The organism is Thermosporothrix sp. COM3 (assembly GCF_059696735.1).
In genome coordinates this window covers 386528-407525 of sequence record NZ_AP019376.1, presented here as the reverse complement: position 1 = coordinate 407525, position 20998 = coordinate 386528, and the positions used below count along the sequence as shown (strand labels likewise).

Below are 20998 nucleotides of genomic sequence, written 5' to 3'. Positions count from 1 at the left end.
CTCACTGACGTGGGCATCATTCGAACCGGTCGTCAGCCATTTTACACTGCGGATCGGGGAGGGAGAGACAAAGACTGGCTCTCCCTCTCTTTTTATGTTCACTGCGGATCGGGGAGGGAGAGACAAAGACTGGCTCTCCCTCTCTTTTTATGTTCACTGCGGATCGGGAGCTGAAGTTCCCTCTCTTTTCATAGTTCAGGTAGTCGGGAAGATCGGCCAGACCAGCACATCCTGTACTTGCGAGTAATGCAGCAGTGGCGCTTGCTCCGGGAGTGGAAAGCGAGCCGCAAGCGTCATCGAGTTATAGAGGATCTCCATTCGCGCCTTCTGTAACTCCCAGGGGCGATGATGGATATGAGCCCGCAGGATTTTCTGGCGTCCGATCACGGTATAGAGGCAATAGCGCTCAAGCAGCCAGTAGTCTAGCGTGCCACGTTCTGCCTGAAAGATTGCCGGGTGTGGTTGATAGCGGGCGATAAAGGTAGCCGGGAGTCCCTTTGGATCAGTGCGCACGCTGCTGTAAAAGAACAAGTTCCCTCTCTGTTCGCTATGCATTCGTGCCTTGAAATAGGGCAAAGAGTAGACATGCCGCGCCAGCAGTACCATCAGTGGATTGCTTGCATCCAGACTGAAAAAATAGATACCGGGTATTCCATTGGCAATCACATAGGTTCTGACGTTGAGCTCGTAGCTATCGGAGAGCGCAGGTATTGGCGGGAAGCCCCGTGGCGCAACATGTGACATGGAGAATGGAGTGATCGTCAGCCAGCATTGATCCTCGAACGTGTCAAGTGAGAGCGCGGAAGGGACAAAGGGCCGGAGCTCCTCGGGCGTCAGTGACCAGTGTGCGAAGAGAACATCCTTCCATCGCTGCGTCATAATCCACGCACTTGAATGCAGCGGAAACGGTCGATGCTCAACTGATTGTAGAATCTCTGCGGTTTGCATTGCTCCTTCCTTTTCCCTGTGCTGAGAACATAAGTTATAGAAAGTAGCACGCCTATCTTACTCAAAATGTCTCAGATGGGCTGCTCTTCACGTTCTCGTGCTTCTGGATGGTTGCCTGTGGTTTGGCTGTTCCGTTGCTGCCCCATAGTAATTGTAAGGTTGCTATCAGAACGACCTTTCCTCTTTTTATGGAATTCAGTATGCTTTCTATAGCATTTATTGACCAGGCGTGCTTGAAGAAAGAAGAGGAAAAGGCCATGAGTTTACATGAAGAGATGAGGATGAACGAGCTGGAAATTGAGATGAACTCGCTGGAAATCTCTGAATGCGGCCTGGAAGCAAGCAAGACGAGGGAACTGGACAGCGAGTTCTGGACGGAGCCCGATCACATCTCTGATATTCCCCGGTTCGATGAACTGGACCTCGAAGAGCTCATCTGTGTCGGGATCGTGGATGACGAGTTGATTGATGATAGCGTGGGTGAGGATGCCTACAAGGATGACCTCTATATGGCGATGCCGATGCCGGTCAGGGGCAAAACCATCGGCGAGCGAGCGGTGCGACTGGCGATACGGCAGAAGGGGTATCGGGAACAGGGAGGTCCCGACTGTAATAAGTTCTCGCGCTACTTCGGGCACAGATGTCAGCCCTGGTGTGCGGACTTTGTTTCCTGGGCGCTTGATGCCGCCGGACATCAGAATAAGCAACTGCCCTGGGATAATCCTTCCCTGGTGACAAGCATCTACGCATGGGGCAAGAAGCATCGCAGTCTGGTGGAGGCACCACGCCCGGGTGACATCTTCCTGATCAGGAATAAGCGAGCTTCACATGCGGGCTTTGTGGTCTCAGTACAGGCCAGCAGAGGTACCTTTACCTCGATTGAGGGCAACACCATGCGCGGCAAAGATAGGCGTCTGCTCTGGGTGTGGAGCCACAGGCGCGAGATGAAGCGCTTCAAGTTCGTACGCCCGACCAGCCTGGAAATGCGGCATCCTCCATACAAATAGTGTGCGCCCGATTCGTTGTGTGACACGGAGCGTCAGAGAGGGATCTATCTTCCCTCCCTGGCGCTTTTTCTCTTATTTCTCGACAAAAACAATATCGAGAAGATCGACCTGAAAACGAACCGTTTGATTCTGTTGCAGGATCAGATCACTGAGCGGAATTTCCAGCGCATCCTGGATGACCACCATATCATTCTCATCGCGTGATGATTGCGATATCCAGACCAACCAGTCTGGCAGATTGCCATCATAGCCGTTCTCAACATCTTTCAGATAGTCGGTACAGCGGCGAAAGAGCTTGGGGAGAAGAAGCTGTCCCTGGGGACCGATGGAGTCCTGATTGACCAGTTGAAAACTGTTTGTCTGATCCTCGCGCCAGACGCCCTTAAGGTCTGAACGGGCCTGAACTGCGGCGTCACGGAGCAGGCGGCGGTGCTCAATATACGTGGAGGTGTAGGTTGTATAATAGGCGGTCCCCTCTCTCAACAGAGTGAAGTTGAGTGTTTGTTGAAGCAGTGTGGGGTCAAGTAGAGTCCATGTACCATCCTGAAGGCCGTCTGCAAGCGGACCTATCAGGATATAGGAGATCGGACGGCCATTGACCTCTGCGGCCTGCGTCAGAATCGCGCCTGGAATGTGCAGCGGGGTGGAATCGGTCACGCGATGCTGCTCGTAAACGATATTCTGGAAGCCAAGCCATGCCAGGAGCGTATCACGAGACCACTCGCCAAGCGGCTGCATATGTGTGCCATAATGGAGCTCGGGCGCGTCCACCCCTTCGAGGCGGAGCTGCACGCTTCCATCCCGAGAGACCTTGATGCGATAGGCACGTTGCAACAGCCTGTAGAGCTCCAGATTGTGGGCAATGAAGCGGAGAGAATCGCCATCCGGTTTTTTCCCCTTGATCACAAAGTCCCCTTTGATCGCAAGGTAGTAGGGTGATGCCACAGGTCATACTCCTTTCTACGCCGGGTATACTGTTCCCTCGGTCCGGTCTCTATCTAGATATAGTGTACCTGTGTGGAGAAAAAACCAGACAAAAAGCTCCTGTCCGCTGAGCAGCAGGAGCTGGAAGTGTAGCAGCGCTTACAGGTCGCTGACGGCCTCTTTAAAGCGCCGAATTGCCTCTATATGCTGATCGATTGAGGTATATCCGGCGTTCATCGTGCTAAAGCACAGGTGGGTGGCTCCGGCGTCGCGCCAGCCTTCCGCGAGGCGTCGCCACGTATCGGGAGTGCCGTCGGTGGCGTTGATGCGGCCCTCGATGCCAAGCGTAGAGGGATCACGGCCAGCCTCCTGAAAATAGCGACGCAGGCGCTCCAGGGTGGGCTTGTTCTGCTCGGGCGTGCCCTGTGGGAACCATCCATCACCCAGGCGGGCAAGACGACGGAGAACCGGTTCAGCGCTGCCGCCAAGCCAGAGCGGGATAGGGCGAGTGAGCGGCATGGGATTTAAACCGACGTCGTTTAACGTGATATATTTGCCATGATAGGTCACGGTTTCCTGTGTCCAGAGCAGACGGAGCGCCTCCATTTGCTCGTTCATGATGCGCCCACGCTCGTTGAAGTTGACGCCGAGCGCCTCAAATTCGGCGGGAATCCAGCCCACGCCGATGCCCAGGCGGAACTTTCCCTTTGTCAGAATATCTATCTCTGCCGCTTGCTTGGCGACCAGCGCTGTTTGTCGCTGCGGCAGGATAATCACCGCGGGTACAAGCTCCATCTCGGTTAGCGCTGCCAGATAGCCAAACAGGACGAATGGCTCATGAAAGAGCTGGCGCCCATAGGCATAGGTATCGGGATGGCTTGGCCCGGTAGTTACCACGTGATCATAGGCGACCATATGCTGAAAGCCCAGATCGTTCGCAGCCTGTGTATAGGCACGAATCGTGCCGGTGTCTGTTCCACTCTCGGTCTGTGGGAAAACAACCCCTATTTGTACCATTGTAATGCTTCTTTCCTTTCCAGCAGAACAGAGGAGATAAACGAGTATTACAGGATACAATCTCCTCTTTCTTAGAAACGGAAAAGATGGAGTGTTTATTCCGAATAGGCTTTCAGCGTGGTCAAACTGAAGAAAAAGTGAAATCAGAGATGAGGTTTGGTCGAGAAGGAAAAATGATACGCTCTGTCCAGCAACGGCTCTTTTTATCGATTGCACTCTATTCCTCTGTTCCTTTCGGTGCATCTTTTTTCAGAAATATGTCTATCGCATGTCTATCGCCAGCCGCGCTATCGTATATCGGTGCGTGGGCTCTCTATGATCGGTGCATCCACCTGGCTCGGAGGTGGCACGAATACGGGCCCGGGCGGTCTTGCCTCCCGGGAGATGCTGCGAGCGCACCGCTTGAGACGAATGGGAGGTGTTGCCGGAGCGGCTTTTGTGGCCGGTTGAGCGCTTGTATGTCTCTCAAAACGCAAAAAAATGAAGCAATCTTATGCATTTGTAGCAGGTGTTGCAACCGTGAAGTCATACCTGCATTTATTGTAGAGCCCTGCATATATAGAGAAGCACACCTCAAGGATGGGAAGGAGAAGAGGCGATCCGTTGAGTATGCCCCTTTTGTGGTTATGGTAGAAATAGTTATAGAGATGCCACTGAGCAGAGGGAATACCTCTTCTGGCTCAGGGAAAAGTGAAAAGAGTTTGCCAGTTCTTTCTTCAGGGAATGAATCTAATCATGCCGAAATTGCAATGTAGCGTGAACGGACTCATGTGAGAGTTCTCCGACGCGCTCATACAAGCTCTAGAGCCGATGGAGATGGTTTCGGGTGTGGTACTGGTAGAGCTTTTTGTACATGATATATTTTAATCGAGCGATGGTGAAGATCGAATGAGGTAAGTTCGATCAAGTACGCTCAAGCTATTTCATAAAGTCGTTGAATCTGGAGTTCACGCAGCAGAAAGAATACATGTTGAGTTGCGTAAGGAAAAGAATTCATAGCAGTACCAGTTCAGTTGCTATGGGTTCGAGACACAAGCAAGAGCAAGGAACGCGTATAGAATGGGAATGGATCTGTATGTGTAACTTTTTCCCATTTTGCTTCGTGCAGGGATGAAATGAAGCTGGTATAGAGGGGTGTTCATGGAAAAGTCAAAACGCATCATTTTCCGCGAGGTAGCCTTGCAGCGCTATCTCCAGCGACAGGAGAAGCAGGTATTACCACGCCTGATGATCCCGCTGGTGTTCAAGTTTCTCTGGGTAGCGCTGGCCCTGCTACTTCTGGGGCTGTTTCTGATAACGCAAGAGATTCATGCTTTGCTTGGGGGGTAAGCAATGCGAAAAGTAGATCAGGAGCAGGCAACCAGAGGAGACGAAGGGTCAAAACAAGCCCGTTTGCCTGTTGAGCAACAGAAAGGTATTCAACACGCTCTGCGGACCTTTTCAGGAAAGTTGCCATTCAGACGGAGAGTGCCAGAAATCTTGCAGTTGAGCACAGTCGAGTGTGGCGCGGCCTGTCTGGCAATGATTCTGAGTTACTATGGGCGCAAGACAAGCGTCATGGAGATCCGGGAGCGATGCGGCATCGGGCGGGGAGGTGCTTCGGCCCATACCCTGGTGAAGGCTGCACAGAGCTACAACTTACGGGTACGAGCGCTCTCCTTGCAGAAGAGTGACTTTCGCTACCTCCCGCTCCCTGCTATCGTACACTGGAATTTCAACCATTTCCTGGTGCTGGAACGCTGGACGCCGCGTTATGTCGATGTGGTTGATCCTGCGGTCGGGCGTAGCCGGATGACTCAGGAGGAATTCGATGAGGGATTCACCGGAGTTGTGCTGTTGCTTGAGCCCGGAGTGCACTTTGACCGTACGCCTGGCGTGGGTCAGATCAAGCTTCGCTCGTATATCGCGAATCTTGCCCGGAAAGCGCCGGGGATGCTGGTTCAGGTCTTGCTGGCGTCGTTTCTGGTGCAGGTGCTTGGCTTGAGTGTGCCCGCGTTGACCAAGCTGATGGTTGACCGTGTCATCCCGTTGCAGCAGCAGTCTGTGATGGTCTGGATGGCTGCCGGCATTCTGGTGCTGTTCCTTGCTCAGTTGGTCACGACGACGCTGCGGGCGCTCGTGCTGGTCTACTTACAGGCGCGTGTGGATATACAAATGATGGTAGGCTTTTTCGAGCATCTGTTGCAGCTTCCACTGCGCTTTTTCCAGCAACGTTCAAGTGGTGATATTATTGCACGTTTAAATAGTAATACCGTTGTGCGCGATACGCTGAGCAAGCAGCTCATCTCTACCATTCTTGATGGAAGCATGGTGACAGGATATCTGTTCATCCTGTTCTGGCAGTCGCCCATATTTGGTGTGCTGGGTCTGGGGATCGGCGCGTTACAAATGCTGATTTTCATGCTGACAAGACGACGACTGCACTACCTTTCGTCCTGTGAGCTGGCTGCCCAGGGAAAAACATACGGATATGCTGCCGAGACCTTGACTGGTATTGAGTCGTTGAAAGCCGCTGGAGCGGAACAACAGGCGTTGCAGCGCTGGTCGAACAGCTTCTTTCAGGAGTTGAACGCCTCCATTCGGCGCAATCTGCTCTCGTCTGTCTCGGAGATGGTGCGCTCCCTGACAACGACCCTGGCGCCGCTGGCCCTGCTCTGGACCGGAACCATGCTTGTGCTGCATGGCTCGATGCAGGTGGGAACGATGTTAGCGCTCAATTCGTTGACCGTGGCGTTTCTGACTCCACTCTCATCGTTGATGGTGAGCGGCCAGACCATCCAGCTCGTTTATTCGCACCTTGAGCGTATCGCCGACGTGATGCGCGAGAAGCCGGAGCAAGATGAACAGGAAGTCTTTCTTCCGCCCAAACTGAGTGGACGCGTGACATTGCAACATGTGAGTTTTCGCTATGACGTGGCCTCAGAGGACGTGCTGAAAGATATCAACCTGGAAATTCAGCCCGGGCAGACTGTGGCAATCGTGGGGCGAACCGGGTCAGGGAAGAGCACCTTTGGCAAACTGCTCCTGGGGCTGTATCAGCCGACCAAAGGCGAGATTCTCTACGACGGGATCCCGTTGCAGCGGATGAACTATCAGGCCGTACGGGCGCAGTTTGGAGCAGTGATGCAGGATGCCGTTATTTTCAGCGGTTCTGTAAGACAGAATATCTCGTTCAACAACCCTGATATGAACATGGATCAGGTGGTCTGGGCGGCGCATCTGGCGGCCCTGCATGAGGACATCGTGAACCTGCCAATGGGCTATGAGACGCCAGTGGCAGAGGGTGGAAGTGTCCTTTCTGGCGGACAGCGACAGCGTCTTGCGATTGCGCGAGCACTGGCCCATCAACCGGCCCTGTTGCTTCTGGATGAGGCGACCAGTTCGCTAGATGTCGGGACTGAGCGCCGGGTTGCGCGAAATATTAGCAAGCTGCCCTGTACCAAGTTTATCATCGCTCATCGCTTGAGCACCGTCAAAGATGCAGACATTATACTTGTGCTTGAACGAGGACGTATCATGGAGTATGGAACGCATAATGAGCTGTTACAGCGTGGAGGTGTGTATACGCGCCTGATACGTCACCAGCTTGCAACCGGTGAAATTATGGAAGATACCGGCCGTGGAATGTTGGGGGATCAGGGAGGGGATACTTTCAGGGAAGTCTAAACATGCCGACAGCACGTGCATACATACTGTCGAGCGTTCGGCAGGCTTTCAACGGGCACGGTTGTTGTCAACCAGAAGAAAGCAAGATGTATGCGTGTTGTTTATACATCTCAAGACCCGAAGGATCTCACTCAGATGTGAAAGGAGAACACCGTAATGACATTCGATATTATCCGAGCATGGAAAGATACCGAGTATCGAGAGAGCCTGACGCCAGAACAGCTCGCCTCCTTACCCGCAAGTCCTATCGGCGGAGTAAGAGAGCTGGCGGAAGAGGAGCTGCACGAAGTCTCTGGCGGCACTATCTTCATCGGCGTCGGCGGTTGGGGTGGCACCTGGTGGGGTGGCGGCTGGTGGGGCGGCGGCGGCGGCTGGTGGGGTGGTGGTTGTGGCTGTGGCGGCTGTGACTGGGGCTGCTAATTACTATCAGTCTTATCGAGGAGGAGAAATGACGTTCGATATCATCCGAGCGTGGAAAGACACCGAGTATCGCGCCAGCCTCTCACCTGAAGAGTTAGCTCAGTTGCCCGCGAATCCGATTGGCGATGTGAGGGAATTAGCAGAAGAGGAACTGCACGAAGTTGCAGGTGGAACCCTCTTCATCGGAATCGGTGGTTGGGGCGGCGGCCCCTGGTGGGGTGGCGGTCCCTGGTGGGGCGGTGGCCCCTGGTGGGGCGGCGGCCCCTGGTGGGGTGGCGGTCCCTGGTGGGGCGGCGGCTGCGGCTGCTAAGAGAAAGCCTTTACTGTGGTTGTGGAGGTTACGCTGCATACCTCGGGGTTGCAGCATCTCGAATGCCTTGAAAGAGTTCACTTGTTCCGAAAGGAGTACAACATGAAACTTGACGTTATCCGCGCATGGAAAGATGCAGACTATCGTGCAGATCTCTCTCCGGAAGCCCTGGCTGCCCTGCCGGAGAATCCGGTTGGTGAGGCGAAAGAGCTCACAGAAGAGGAACTGCATGAAGTAGTGGGTGGTAGCAGTAGCTACTGGAGCAGCCATTCTCACTATAGTTCCAGCTATTGTAGCTGCGATTCGTGGGACGGCTGGGACGATTGGTGGTAGGAAACCAGGATAAAATGCAGGGATGCATTTCTTCCATTGGCTGACCCCCGCAGGTTATTAGATGCCCATTTGTTCAAGAAAGGAGCAAAAGAGTGAGGTTCGATGTTATCCGCGCATGGAAAGATGCAGACTATCGTGCAAGCCTGTCACCGGAAGAGCAGGCTGCATTACCCGAGAATCCTATAGGTGATGCCAAAGAGCTGTCTGATGACGAGCTGGATGAGGTTACCGGTAACGGCTTCATCTGGATCGGCGGTGGCTGGTGTGGTGGCGGTCGTTATTACCACCGCTCCTGTCACTGTTGTTATGACCATTGGTATCGCTGGGATGATTGCGGGTATGATTGGGATTGCTAGCAAGCATTCCACGGTTGGGGTGTCTGAGGGCACCTCAACTCCCTCTTTTCCATTGAAGAAAGAAGCGAGGTTTTTGTTTCGTATGAGTGAAAGTGTGATTCAACCGCCGCAGTCAAAGGTGCAGCAGAGCCGTGAATGTCCGACCTGGGCGCAGGCATACCTGTTAGAAGAACGTTTACCCCTCCCCCAAAACCGTTCGCTCCCCGACTCCCCGGAAGCACAGAAGCGAGCGCTCCGCCGCCTGCAAGCCTGGAAAACAACTCGCCCTTTTGACCGTGACTCTTATTTTACACAATGGCTGGCGCAACACCACATCTCCGAAGATGAGTTCCTCTATCTCCTTGCAGAGCCTGTAGAGGAGCTCTATAAGCGGAGTGAGACTGAACCGCAATGGCTGCATGACCTGCTTGAGGTGCTGGATACGGTCCCGGCAACCGAGCGTGTGAGCCAGTGGTCACGGGAAATCGCGGCCATCTATCCACCTGCCGGGCTGCTGCTCGGTCTCAATCCGCTGCTGGAGTACGGTTTGAGGCAGATTGAAGCGGTTGTCGAGAACGAGCTGCGTCCGCGCTATGCGGCCCTGCCCTTCGATCCAGAAGGTATGTTACGCTCCTTTTTCCGCTCAGTCTCGGAGCGCCTGTTTGCGCAGTTCAATAAAGTCTTCGTGCTGGAAATGCATGTAGAGCGCATGCAGGGTCTGTTGAAGGGCGCAACCGCCGAGGAGCGCTACGCCGATTTTATTCGTCACCTCAGCACACGAGAGCGCCTGCTGACGCTGCTTGAAGAGTATCCGGTGCTTGCCCGTTTGATGTTGGTGACGCTTCAACAGCAGTCACGCTATATCGGGGAATTCCTGAGCCATTTGTGCAAGGACTGGGAGCAGATCTGTGCGACCTTTACTCCGGGGCGCGATCCGGGCAAGTTGATGCGGCTACAGATCGGCGCGGGCGACATGCACCGGGAGGGACGAAGCGTTTTAAAACTCGAATTCTCGACCGATTTTAAGCTGATCTATAAGCCGAAATCGCTGGCGGTTGACGAGCACTTTCAGCAACTGCTTGAGTGGCTCAACGAGCGGGGAGCTTCTCCCGCATTTCGTTCCTTCACTATTCTCGATCGTGGCTCCTATGGCTGGACCGAGTTTATGCAGGCCGGTCCCTGTGCTTCCGAGGCAGAGATACAGCGCTTCTATGAGCGGCAGGGTGGCTTCCTTGCGCTGCTCTACAGCCTGACCGCGACCGATTTCCATGCAGAAAACGTGATTGCCGTCGGCGAGCACCCGATGCTGATTGATCTGGAAGCGCTCTTCAGGCCGGTCGTGCAGGGAGAGTTTAGCGATGCATCGGGCAATGATCGCACCCTGTACTCGGTGTTGAACGTGGGCCTGTTGCCCAATCGCACCTGGTCAACTAAGAATTCAATCGGTGTTGATATCAGCGGGCTTGGCACGCCCGAGGGTCAGCTTTCGCCTCGGCCTATTGTCACCTGGGAGGGAGCTGGAACCGATCAGATGCGCGTGGTGCATCAGCGGGTCGAGATGCCCGGTAGTCAGAATCGGCCCTCGCTGAACGGTGGTAAGCCGGTCGATGCGCTGGCGTATCGTGACGCGATCCTGAGAGGCTTCACGCGGATGTATCAGTTGCTCTGTTCGTTGCGCGAAGAGCTGATTACTGCATGGTTGCCGCGGTTCGCGAACGATACTATTCGGGTGCTGCTTCGTCAGACCGAGACGTATGCCCGCTTGCTGGCTGAAAGCTATCATCCTGACCTGCTTCGGGATGCGCTGGTGCGTGAGCGCTACTTCGCGCGACTCTGGCTGGAAGCCGAGTTACGTCCCGAACTGTTGCATGTGATTCCGGCGGAACGACGTGATCTGTTTCGGAGTGATGTGCCAATGTTCACAACAACGCCCGCGAGCCGGAGCATCTTTTCGGCGGATGGCGAGGAGTTCCCGAACTTCTTTGAGGATACGGCGCTCTCGCTGGTGCGGCAACATCTGGAGCACATGGGTGAGCGGGATCTGCACAAGCAAAGCTGGATTGTGCGGGCCTCGCTGGCGACGCTGCACATGGCCTCTGAACATATGCTCGGGGTGCCATTTGCCGAGCCCGAACAGCAGCGGCAGATTGAGCCGGAGCGTTTGCTCGAGCTGAGCAACGAGCTTGCTGAGCGAATCTGTGAGCTGGCAATCTGCGGCAAGGATCAGGCGCACTGGCTGAATATCAGTATGCTTGGTGAGGGCGTCTGGAACGTGGTGCCGTCTGATATCGGTCTGTATGATGGCCTCAGCGGCGTCGCGCTCTATCTCGGCTATCTGGGCGCGCTGACAGGCAATGAGCGCTATACCGAGATGGCAGAACTGGCAATCGGGATGATGCACCGTCAGCTTGAGCATGGGCGAAAGTATCTGCGCCTGCTCGGTCTGGGAGCATTCAACGGGCTTGGCTCGCCGATTTACCTGTATGCCCATCTGGGTATGCTCTGGAATGAGCCGAAGCTGTTCCAGGAGGCTCTTGAGCTTGCAGCGCTGCTTCCCCAGATCCTTGAGAAGGAAGATCAGGCCGATCTGACGAACGGGATTGCAGGCACGCTGATGACGCTGTACGCGCTCAACGCGGTTGTGTCGGAGCCTGCTTTGCGTGACCTCGCGGTACAGTGTGGTGAGCGGCTGCTGACGCTGGCTCAGCCACAGGATCAGGGGATTGGCTGGCTGACACGCGGGCATTCGAGACCCTTGAGCGGCTTTGCGCATGGAACGGCTGGAATCGCGCTCAGTCTGCTGAAGCTGGCCGCCTGGAGCGGAGAGTCCCGTTTTGCTGAAGCGGCTCAGGAGGCGCTTGCATATGAGCGAAGCCTGTTTGTGCCGCAGCGACAGAACTGGGCAGATGTGCGCGATATGGCAAACGGGCAGCGTGATGAACCCACCTGTATGGTTGCCTGGTGTCATGGCGCTCCGGGAATCGGCCTGGGACGCATGGCGATGCTGGCGTACAGCAATGATGTGCAGCTTCAACAAGAGATCGAGGCGGCAATCCAGACGACGAGCAGAGAGGGGATGAACTTCAATCACTCGCTCTGTCATGGGGCGATAGGGAACGTCGAGCTGCTGCTGATGGCCGCTCAGCAGTTCCGTGAGCCCCGCTATCGGGAGATACTGGATCGCGCTGTTGCCCGTATTCTCGCCAATATGGAGGCGCTCGGGCCGCTCTCAGGAGTGCCGCAGGGTATCGAGACGCCAGGCCTGATGACCGGGCTTGCCGGGATCGGCTATGGCCTGTTGCGCCTTGCCAGAACAGAACAGATCCCTTCGGTACTGCTGCTTGAGCCTCCAATGGCTGCGCGTACGGTATGATGCAGGTTCTGCCGAGGTAACCTGCCAGGTGAGGCGACCTTCGGGTTGCCTCGCTTTTTTTCTGTCCGGACGCGTATACTAAGAACTGGTGAGAACCCTTGAAAGGAGGTGTTTGTGCGACTTGAATCGCTTCTCCAGGTGCTCAATGAGAGACAGCGGCGAACCTTCAGGCTGAAAACCCGCTATCAACAGGGAGAACAGGGAGCCTATGCCCTGGTCGATGCCGCTGGTGATGCATTTGTGCTGAAGTGGTACGCAACACGTGACCGCCTTGTACAGGTGCTTGCTCGACGCGAATTGCTTGAACGGTTGCGGTCAGCGGGCTATCCGGTTCCTGTGTATGAGGTCTGGGGGGAGACAGATGAGGGCGCGTATCTGATACAGCGCGCGCTTCCCGGAGCCCCATCAGCGACCTTAACGGAAGCGCAGCTACTCCGTTTGCTGGAATTGAACACGTTGCAGGTTGGTCGTGCTCCTGAAGGGGCGCGCGATTGGCCTCGGGAGGTTGTGCAGACGGTGCTCTTTGGTGGGCAGGGCTATTGTGAGCATGCTTCTTTATTGCACCACTCGGAGGAAACCGCTGCTCTGCTGAGACAGCTCCAGCGGCTTGTCAGGCAACATCAGGACGCTATTTCTACTCCCGTGAAAAACGATATTGTGCATTTTGACTTTCACCCGGCCAATATCCTGCTGCATGAGGGTGAGATCAGTGGCGTGATCGACTGGGATGGTGCCTGTATCGGAGATGCGGCGTTTGATCTGGTCACGTTGTTCTTCTTTCTCTATGAGGATGAGCGGCTCCGGGCGCTGCTGTGGCGGGTGCTGCTTGAGCGTTCATCGGTTCCGGCGCTCAGCGTCTATGTGGCGCATATGATTCTGCGTCAGGTTGATTGGTCGATTCGCTTCTATGATCGGCTGACAGTGGAGCGCTTTCTACATCGAGGGTACGCCATTTTGTCGACGTTGACGTACACGTAATCGTAAAGAGAAGAAAAGAAGTACCGGCGGATGTACTGGCCCAAATAGTGCTATCATATAAGAGGATGTTGGGCCCGATTTGTCAGGCTCAACGAATCTCACATGAAAGGGAAGAACAACAATGTATATTGCTGTGAATAAGATCCCTGTGCCTGCCGGGCATGAGCAGGCGGTTGCGGAGGGCTTTAAGAAGGCGCTGCCGGGCATGAAGCGCTTCAGTGGCTTCCTGGGTCTGGAATTGTGGAAGTCCCCTGATGGCAGCATTCAGGCGGTCTCGCGCTGGACTACAAAAGAGGCTCTCGACGAATATCTGAATGATGAGCTCTTCAAGCGGCATCACGAAGGGACCGAGTCGAAAGGCCACGGCCACAATCTGGTCTCCTACTATGAATGCGAAGTGCTTGCATAAAGCGTCGGCGGGCCGGGCGCTTGCTCGGCCTGCTTTTTTGTACCCGCTATGCTTGTGTAGTCGGGCTGTCGGTATGCGGCTTTTTTGAGGAGATAGGAAATGAAATACTCGATGCAGCCGAGAGAAACAGAGTATAAGGGGAATAGCTTTCGGAGCCGTCTGGAGGCGCGTTGGGCTCTGTTCTTTGATCTGGTGGGGATTCGCTATCGCTACGAGGTGGGCGGTTTTACGCTGAAGAATGGTATGCTCTACAAGCCTGATTTCTGGCTGCCTGATTATGAAATCTGGGTGGAGATCAAGCCGGATAAGCCAAAGCCGAAGGAGAAGCTGAAGGCCCGGCTGCTGGCTGAAGAAAGCCGCTCCCCTGTCTATATCTTTGCCGGTAATGTCGGAGCTTACGTGATCTATGATGCCTATCAGAACCGGCGACTGATGCTACACGAGTGCGAGTATTGCGGTGCGCTGCTGTTTGTGGCACCAGAGCAACCTGTGATGCATTATCGCGATGCGCACCAACGCGAGGTTCTTGCTGACGCGGATTGGCGCCCCACGGAAAAATTGATGCAGGCCTATGTAGAGGCCCGTTCAACCCGGTTTGAACATTTTGAATCTCTCTCATAATTGAGAAATTCAGCTTTTCCCCCATTGACAAAGTGTTTGTTTTTATGGTACATAATAGAGAGAAAGATGACTAAGTCAATCAACAATATCAACAATCTGATACTGCGGGCACGCTCACTTCTGCTTACGGATTTTTTCTGGTTATTTCATCGATAACTGGCTTTTGGCGCTGTAGCGTTTCTTGGGGAAGGCATTGCTCTTGTGTGTGACGGCACAAGGTGGCAATGCCTTCTTATTTTTGGGTAGCGGTTCCCCGGGAAAAACGAAACGGGAGTTATCTTGACGAAGTGCTTAGGTTGTGCTAATATCCGAGTGCAACAGTAGGGTTTAGGTGGAAGTCAGCACGAAGCTGCTGGTTCTCCTGTAAGCCTGCCTGTAGGGCCTGTTGATACGTGTAGTGGGAGAGAGTTGCAGGGAGAACAGGACGGTGCGTCATGGGCAACTCTCTCATGTTCTGAAAGAGAATGCTCTATGACCGGTTGTACTCTTGAATGTACCTGTCAAGCGGTGCCGTGAAGTGAGGAAAGAGCATGGGGCAGGCCGCATGCAATGGATGTACGACTCTCTATTTGGTGAACGCATAGAACATCGAATTTTTGTTATCTGGGAGAATGGCATGTTAGAACGTGTTGCGACAAAACAGATACGGCGACGCTCTCGCCTGGGCGCGGGATTGCTGTTGTTGCTGCTTTTCACTGTGGTGTTGAGCGCCTGTGGAGGACAGAGTGCTTCAACCAATACGACCGAGACCGCAAACGATGATGGCGGTACACGTGTCATCAAGCATGCAATGGGAGAGACGAAGGTTCCGGCGCATCCGAAGCGTGTGGTTGTGCTGGACACGGGCGAGCTGGATGCCGCTATTTCGCTGGGTATCAAGCCGGTTGGCGCTGTGACATCCCCGCAAGCAAAAGATCAGACCTTCCTTTCCTATCTGGGTGATCAGACAAAAGGCATTACCAGCGTGGGCACGCTTTCTCAGCCAAACCTTGAGAAGATTATGTCCCTGAACCCTGATCTTATTTTGAGCAACAAGTTCCGCCACGAGAAGTTGTACGATCAGCTTTCACAGATCGCGCCAACCGTCTTCTCGGAGAACGTCGGTCCGACCTGGAAAGAGAACCTCAAGCTCTTCGCCGACGCTTTGAACCGCATGGATGAGTACAACAAGCTGATGGATGCCTACAATAAGCGTCTGGCTGATTTCAAGCAGAAGATGGGCGATAAGCTTGAGAAGACGCATGTGTCGGTGGTGCGTACAATGCCTGACCGTGTGCGTCTGTACCTCAATGGCGTTTTCCTGGGTATTGTGCTAAAAGATGCCGGACTTCCACGGACAAAGATTCAGGACAGCCCCAAAAAGTTTATCGAGATGACCTCATTTGAGCGTATCAAAGATATGGATGGCGATGTGATCTTCACCATGCATTATGGCAGTGATCAGAAGCTCAAGGAACTGACCAGCCAGCCACAGTGGAAAGAGCTCAACGCCGTGAAGAACGGACGTGTGTATGAGGTCTCTGACGACATCTGGGCGCTTGGCATGAGCATGGGTGCAGCGAATAAGATTATTGACGATCTGTACACCTATCTGGTGAAGTAGCCTGTTCGGAATGAAAGCGCGGCTTCTGCCTTCGGGCGGGGCCGCTTTTTTGTTGAGTGTCGTATTCCTCTATTTCTATGTGCTCGCTTGTGGCTTCTTCCCTTCGGTATACTGATAATCGGTATTCCTCATAGTAAGCTACTTGAAGGCTCTGTTTAAGGGCCAGACAAGGAGGGAAGAGATGACACAATCGCAGATCCCGGGGTATACGTATGGAACCGGCACCGTGTTGCGGTCGCCCGTGAGCTTGCAGGACTTTCAGGAGATGAAAGCGGCAGCCATGTTCACCGATGAGGACATACGCTATCTCAAAATGTCGTATGACGTGCTGTCCGATCAGGTTGAGGCAATTCTTGATGTCTGGTATAACTTCTTTGCTGCACAGCCACAGTTGCGTCATGCCTTTGATCAGAAGGGGACGGGCAAGCCAGAACCCAAGTATCTCGCCGCGGTGCGTAAGCGTTTTGGACGCTGGATTCTCGATACCGCCCGCGCTGAGTACGATCAGGAGTGGCTTGACTATCAATATGAGATCGGGCGGCGTCACTGCAAAGAAGCCAAGAACGAGACAGACCACGTCGATGCGGTGGAGTATGTCAGTTTTCGCTATCTGATTCCGACCGTATACCCGATCGTTTCAACGCTCAAGCCGTTTCTGGCGCGCAAGGGTCACTCCCCTGCCGACGTTGAGAAAATGTACGAGGCGTGGATGAAATCGGTATTGTTACAGGTCGCATTATGGAGCTATCCCTATGTGAAGGATGGCGAATACTAGGCTACAGAAAGCCGTTCCCCTGGCCGAAAAACGGGGGAACGGCTGTTTTATGTAGCGAGATACCTTATCGAGGCGGTTGATAGGGCGGTTGATTTGGATGAGAGACAGGCGGATATTGAGGCTTCTTTTTTCCCCCGATGACACCTCCAAGCAGACCAAAGAGCGAGCCAAACAACAGGGCAATGACCGCGGTGATGAGTAGTCCGACAACTATGTTGATGAGGAGTTGTGTGGTGATCCCGCTCGGGATATTTGAAAGCAGCGGTAACGTCTGCGTGAAGAAGAAAAAGAGCGTAATAAGAAGGCTTATCAGGAAATAGACTACGCCCGTACAAAGTCCGGTCAGCAGTCCGGTGCTTGTTTTCTGCGTTCTGCCTGAAGCCAGAATGGCAGCGACAAATGCGCCAATGAAGATCAGCACAAGATCGACGCCTGCATTGACCATTTGCCCCATAAAGCTGTTCAGTACAGGCGAACGACCGAGCTCGATTGTGGGAAGAAGGGGACTGATGATGCGCAGAAGCACATAAGAGACGATCGCTGTGACAAGGCCCGCGATACTACCACATAGCAGGATGATGCCCGCTGAGCCTGTTTTCTGCGGTGGCTGATACATATTACCTCCCTGTAGAAAAAGTACGTAGCCAGTATACCCTATTTTGGTAGGGTGAAGAAAGAGTGCGGCACTCGTGCGAAGAGGGGGAAATGCGCTGGCAAGGATCAGCGGCGTGCGAAAAAACGGCTATGAGAGAGTGAGGGTATATTGACAGATTTAAAATGATCGGGGTAGGATAACGAAATAGCGGGCCGATTCCCGTCGGCTTTGCTTCATTCCGATATTCAGCGAAAAGCAAAGAACAGGGACTGAGCATATGATTCGTAAAGTAACCAGCGGGACGATTTTCCCGCGTGAAGATGGAAAAGTGATAGACGAACATTTTGGCGTAATCAGCACCAGGCAGGATGATTTCAGCCTGGCTCATATGATCGCTCCGGCGGGATGGCGGGAGCCTGCCCAGATCGCGGCTTTTGATGAGCTGGTGATTGTGGTGCGTGGTGTGCTGGCGATCAGCGCCGAGGGCGAGCAGATTGAGGTTGCTCCGGGTGAAACCTGTCTGGTTGGAGAGGGAACATTAGTTACCTATAGCAACGCGAAGGCCGATGAGGAGTGTGAATACTGGTCGCTGTGCATACCCGCGTTTCGACCGGAGCGCACGCAATTGATCGATGAGTAAAGAGAAGCGCTGCCTGCTTGTATTCTGAGCGGCAGGCACTGTGAGGAGCGGAGGATGCAATCACTTGTCGAGGTGGTAGCACATCATGCGCAACAGCAGCCGGAACGCCCGGCCCTTTTCTTTCATGACCGTGTCATCACGTATGCGCAGCTCTTTCAGGAGAGCGCTCATTTTGCGCGAGGTTTGAGCGCTCTGGGCTTAGAGCCGGGGGATAGGGTTGCCCTGTTCCTTGAAACCTGTCCTGAATTCGTGGTGGCATATCTTGGAACGCACCTTGCGGGCGGAATCGTTGTGCTGGTGAACACCCAGTATCGCCAGCGCGAGCTGAGTCACATTCTGAATGATGCCGGGGTCCGCTTCTGCGTGACGAACGAGACGGGAGAGGAAGCGCTTCGGAGCCTCTCTGTCCCGACGCTCAGTCAGGTGATTCGCATTGATACCGATGCGCTGCCACATGGAACTGCATCGCTGACGCTGCCGACCGCTGAGGCGCCTGCTGTGATTGGCTATACCTCGGGAACGACCGGGCGTGCGAAAGGGGCGCTTCTCTGTCAGCGCAACCTGCTGGCGAACGTACAGGCGGTAACAACGGCCTGGCAGTGGTCAGAGCGCGATTGCCTGTTGCTGGCACTGCCGTTATTTCATGCGCATGGTCTGATGGTTGGCATTCATGGAACGCTGTATACCGGTGCCAGCGCGGTGCTCTATCGCTCGTTTCGGGCCGCCGAGATCCTCGACAGGCTGGAACAGGATGAGAGCATCACGATGTTCTTCGGGGTGCCGACCATGTATAGTCGCCTGCTTGCGGAGGCAAGACAGCGCGGACGCGTGCCGCACCCGTTGCGGTTGTATGTGTCTGGCTCGGCCCCGTTGAGCGCGCAGCTTTTCACCGAGTTCGAGCAGCTTTTTGGGCAGCGTATCCTTGAGCGCTACGGCATGACCGAAACGATTATGAACCTGACGAACCCCTACGATGGCGAACGACGTGCTGGAACCGTCGGGAAGCCCTTTCCCGGCCAGGAGGCTCGCATTGTTGATATGAAAACCCGTGCCGTGCTACCTCCCGGAGAGATCGGTGAGATTGAGGTGCGCGGGCCACATGTGTTTGTCGGGTACTGGAACCTTCCCGAGGCGACCGCAGAGGTGTTGAGCGCGGATGGCTGGTTTAAGACAGGTGATCTGGGCTGGTGCAGTGCCGATGGCTACTATACGATTACCGGGCGCGCTCGTGAGCTGATTATCAGCGGTGGCTATAATATTTATCCCCGTGAGGTAGAAGAGGTGCTGGCGACGCACCCGGCAATTGCAGAAGTGGCCGTTTTTGGCGTCCCTGATCCCGATATGGGTGAGCAGGTAGTAGCCGCTGTGGTACCGAAGCCAGGCGCAACGATCGATGAAGCCGCCATTATTGCCTTCTGCCGTGAACAGCTTGCCAGTTATAAGAAGCCGCGTCAGGTAGTGTGTGTTGCCGAGTTGCCCCGTAATGCCCTGGGAAAAGTGCAAAAACATCTGCTTGCGGCGCAATGGAAGGAGCGCTAAAGCAGCTTGAGGTGTGCTTTGATAGGTATTGTGATAATGGGTGAACAGGAATGATGAAAGGTCGCAAGCATCTCTGGTGGTTGCTGTCGGGGCTGCTCGTGCTTCTCGCTGTAGCTATTGTGGCGGTGAATCTGCTTCAGTGGTTGCTTGCTCCCACCATGATTGTGCAGTATCAGGCGAGTGATGCCATCATTCCGAATCCCGAACGAGGCCTGTATCATGTTCTGTACGGGTATTATCCTGGTCATGCAGATGTAGGCATTGATGAAGAGGAATTGAAGGAAGTACAGGCGAAGGAAGCAATAACGCTTGTTCAGCTCAACTATGTGCTCTCCGATTTTATCAAGCAGCCCCTCTCGGAATCCTTTTTGCAGGGTGTCCAGCATGATTTAGAGACGGTGCGGCACGCCGGGTTCAAGGCCATATTGCGTTTTCAGTATAATAATGGCGAACACTGGAACGAAGGGAAAGTTGATCCTGACGCGCCGAAAGAACGCATTCTGGAGCACCTTGACCAGTTGAAGGATACTCTTCAGCAAAACAGCGACGTGCTTGCCTTTGTGGAGGCTGGCTTTATTGGTGTGTGGGGTGAGTGGCATAACAGCACCAATGGCCTGTTCGACTCGATTGGCAACGTGAATGAAAGCTCGAAGGCTGTGCTGATGAAGTGGCTTGAGGTGCTACCTGAGGATCGTATGGTGCTCTTGCGAAGCTTCCGCCATAAACAGGATGTGTTCGGTAACCAACCGCTGACCGGCGAGCAGGCGTTTAGTGGTCAACCTCGGGCACGTGTGGGGACACACAACGATTGCTTTCTTGCCTCAAAGGATGATTTCGGCACCTACTGGCCTGATGACGACGATAGCCTGAGAAAGCAGAAAGAATACCTGCACAACGAGAATCTCTATGTTCCTCAGTCAGGAGAGACCTGTAATGCGGGAGAAGAGGCTACACCCTATATCGCCTGCGATAACGCGCTGAAAGAGTTTGCCTACCAGCATTGGAGCGCCCTCAATGGCGGCTATGAGCCCGGTGTGCTGAAACGCTGGCAAGAACAGGGGTGCTTCTCTGAGATTCAGCGGCGGCTCGGGTATCGCTTCACGCTGACGCAGGCAGAGATCCCCAAGCAAGCGGGCAAGGGCAAAACCCTGACGCTGCATGTCAGCTTGAAGAATGACGGTTGGGCCAGCCCGTATAATCCGCGCAAGGTAGAATTGATCCTGCGCCATACGGGAACCGGTGTCAAGTATACCTTTCCGTTGCAGGAGGACCCTCGGCGCTGGTTTCCGGGCGAGCAACAGCAGCTTCAGATCAAGGTGCAGCTTCCCGGGCAGATGGAGGCCGGCGATTATGCGGTATTGTTGAATCTGCCAGATCCGCGCTCGACGCTGCACGATCTCCCTGCCTACTCGATTCAGCTCGCCAATTCAGATACCTGGGAGCCTGCGACTGGTTATAATTCACTCCATGCCAATGTGCATATTCAAGCCTGAAAGCAAAAAAAG

The 20998-nt window shown here is 54.3% G+C and carries 21 protein-coding genes; 17 read left to right on the top strand and 4 right to left on the bottom strand.

Features of this window, described 5'->3' with window-relative positions; genetic code table 11:
- Positions 1-195 precede the first annotated feature (195 nt).
- The gene (locus KTH_RS01785) at positions 196-948 is read right to left on the bottom strand and encodes a YqjF family protein (RefSeq protein WP_497616120.1); all 753 of its coding nucleotides are present in this window, start codon (positions 946-948) and stop codon (positions 196-198) included.
- 257 nt (positions 949-1205) lie between these two features.
- Here KTH_RS01785 and KTH_RS01780 point away from each other — a divergent pair, with 257 nt between their 5' ends.
- Positions 1206-1955: a CHAP domain-containing protein gene (locus KTH_RS01780; protein ID WP_497616119.1), complete on the top strand. Its 750-nt coding sequence runs from the start codon at positions 1206-1208 to the stop codon at positions 1953-1955.
- Positions 1956-2027: 72 nt separating this feature from the next.
- Here the strand turns inward: KTH_RS01780 and KTH_RS01775 are convergent, their stop codons facing one another.
- Both KTH_RS01775 and KTH_RS01770 read right to left on the bottom strand, forming a co-directional pair.
- On the bottom strand, positions 2028-2900 hold the full coding sequence (locus tag KTH_RS01775) for a thermonuclease family protein (RefSeq protein ID WP_111320066.1): 873 nt from the start codon (positions 2898-2900) through the stop codon (positions 2028-2030).
- 138 nt (positions 2901-3038) lie between these two features.
- A complete protein-coding gene (locus tag KTH_RS01770; protein WP_111320064.1) occupies positions 3039-3896 on the bottom strand; it encodes an LLM class F420-dependent oxidoreductase in 858 nt (285 codons plus the stop codon).
- Positions 3897-4211: 315 nt separating this feature from the next.
- On the opposite strand from KTH_RS01770, the gene KTH_RS01765 reads away from it, so the two are divergent.
- The 13 genes from KTH_RS01765 (at position 4212) to KTH_RS01705 (ending at position 16719) form a co-directional block, all read left to right on the top strand.
- Positions 4212-4346 carry a hypothetical protein gene (locus tag KTH_RS01765; RefSeq protein ID WP_281278847.1) on the top strand — a complete coding sequence of 45 codons (135 nt, stop codon included), beginning with the start codon at positions 4212-4214 and terminating at the stop codon, positions 4344-4346.
- A gap of 690 nt (positions 4347-5036) precedes the next feature.
- Positions 5037-5225: a hypothetical protein gene (locus KTH_RS01760; protein ID WP_111320062.1), complete on the top strand. Its 189-nt coding sequence runs from the start codon at positions 5037-5039 to the stop codon at positions 5223-5225.
- A gap of 3 nt (positions 5226-5228) precedes the next feature.
- Entirely contained in the window at positions 5229-7562 is a 2334-nt protein-coding gene (locus tag KTH_RS01755; RefSeq protein ID WP_111320060.1) for a peptidase domain-containing ABC transporter, read from the top strand.
- A 156-nt stretch (positions 7563-7718) separates the two neighbouring features.
- Complete coding sequence (locus KTH_RS01750) at positions 7719-7982, top strand: mersacidin/lichenicidin family type 2 lantibiotic (RefSeq protein WP_111320058.1); 264 nt, start codon at positions 7719-7721, stop codon at positions 7980-7982.
- Between the two features lie 28 nt (positions 7983-8010).
- Positions 8011-8292, top strand: coding sequence for a mersacidin/lichenicidin family type 2 lantibiotic (locus KTH_RS01745; protein WP_111320056.1), 282 nt, complete (start codon positions 8011-8013; stop codon positions 8290-8292).
- 102 nt (positions 8293-8394) lie between these two features.
- Complete coding sequence (locus KTH_RS01740; protein ID WP_497616116.1) at positions 8395-8625, top strand: mersacidin/lichenicidin family type 2 lantibiotic; 231 nt, start codon at positions 8395-8397, stop codon at positions 8623-8625.
- A 92-nt stretch (positions 8626-8717) separates the two neighbouring features.
- Positions 8718-8981 carry a mersacidin/lichenicidin family type 2 lantibiotic gene (locus KTH_RS01735; RefSeq protein WP_497616115.1) on the top strand — a complete coding sequence of 88 codons (264 nt, stop codon included), beginning with the start codon at positions 8718-8720 and terminating at the stop codon, positions 8979-8981.
- Positions 8982-9063: 82 nt separating this feature from the next.
- The gene (locus tag KTH_RS01730) at positions 9064-12333 is read left to right on the top strand and encodes a type 2 lanthipeptide synthetase LanM family protein (protein WP_497616113.1); all 3270 of its coding nucleotides are present in this window, start codon (positions 9064-9066) and stop codon (positions 12331-12333) included.
- Positions 12334-12447: 114 nt separating this feature from the next.
- Positions 12448-13311 carry a phosphotransferase family protein gene (locus KTH_RS01725; protein WP_497616111.1) on the top strand — a complete coding sequence of 288 codons (864 nt, stop codon included), beginning with the start codon at positions 12448-12450 and terminating at the stop codon, positions 13309-13311.
- 121 nt (positions 13312-13432) lie between these two features.
- Positions 13433-13720, top strand: a complete 288-nt coding sequence (locus tag KTH_RS01720) for an antibiotic biosynthesis monooxygenase family protein (protein ID WP_497616110.1) — start codon at positions 13433-13435, stop codon at positions 13718-13720.
- A 99-nt stretch (positions 13721-13819) separates the two neighbouring features.
- Positions 13820-14341: a PDDEXK family nuclease gene (locus KTH_RS01715; RefSeq protein WP_497616109.1), complete on the top strand. Its 522-nt coding sequence runs from the start codon at positions 13820-13822 to the stop codon at positions 14339-14341.
- A gap of 616 nt (positions 14342-14957) precedes the next feature.
- Complete coding sequence (locus KTH_RS01710; RefSeq protein WP_497616107.1) at positions 14958-15944, top strand: ABC transporter substrate-binding protein; 987 nt, start codon at positions 14958-14960, stop codon at positions 15942-15944.
- A 181-nt stretch (positions 15945-16125) separates the two neighbouring features.
- Positions 16126-16719, top strand: a complete 594-nt coding sequence (locus tag KTH_RS01705) for a protoglobin domain-containing protein (protein ID WP_111320041.1) — start codon at positions 16126-16128, stop codon at positions 16717-16719.
- A gap of 64 nt (positions 16720-16783) precedes the next feature.
- Here the strand turns inward: KTH_RS01705 and KTH_RS01700 are convergent, their stop codons facing one another.
- On the bottom strand, positions 16784-17335 hold the full coding sequence (locus tag KTH_RS01700; protein WP_497616106.1) for a YrzE family protein: 552 nt from the start codon (positions 17333-17335) through the stop codon (positions 16784-16786).
- A gap of 256 nt (positions 17336-17591) precedes the next feature.
- Between KTH_RS01700 and KTH_RS01695 the strand changes: the two genes are divergently transcribed.
- Genes KTH_RS01695 through KTH_RS01685 form a run of 3 tightly spaced genes read left to right on the top strand, consistent with a single transcriptional unit; the run spans position 17592 to position 20986 of the window.
- On the top strand, positions 17592-17954 hold the full coding sequence (locus KTH_RS01695) for a cupin domain-containing protein (RefSeq protein WP_497616104.1): 363 nt from the start codon (positions 17592-17594) through the stop codon (positions 17952-17954).
- A gap of 54 nt (positions 17955-18008) precedes the next feature.
- Positions 18009-19493 carry a class I adenylate-forming enzyme family protein gene (locus KTH_RS01690; protein WP_497616102.1) on the top strand — a complete coding sequence of 495 codons (1485 nt, stop codon included), beginning with the start codon at positions 18009-18011 and terminating at the stop codon, positions 19491-19493.
- Positions 19494-19543: 50 nt separating this feature from the next.
- Positions 19544-20986: a DUF4832 domain-containing protein gene (locus KTH_RS01685; RefSeq protein ID WP_497616100.1), complete on the top strand. Its 1443-nt coding sequence runs from the start codon at positions 19544-19546 to the stop codon at positions 20984-20986.
- The last annotated feature ends 12 nt before the right edge of the window (positions 20987-20998 follow it).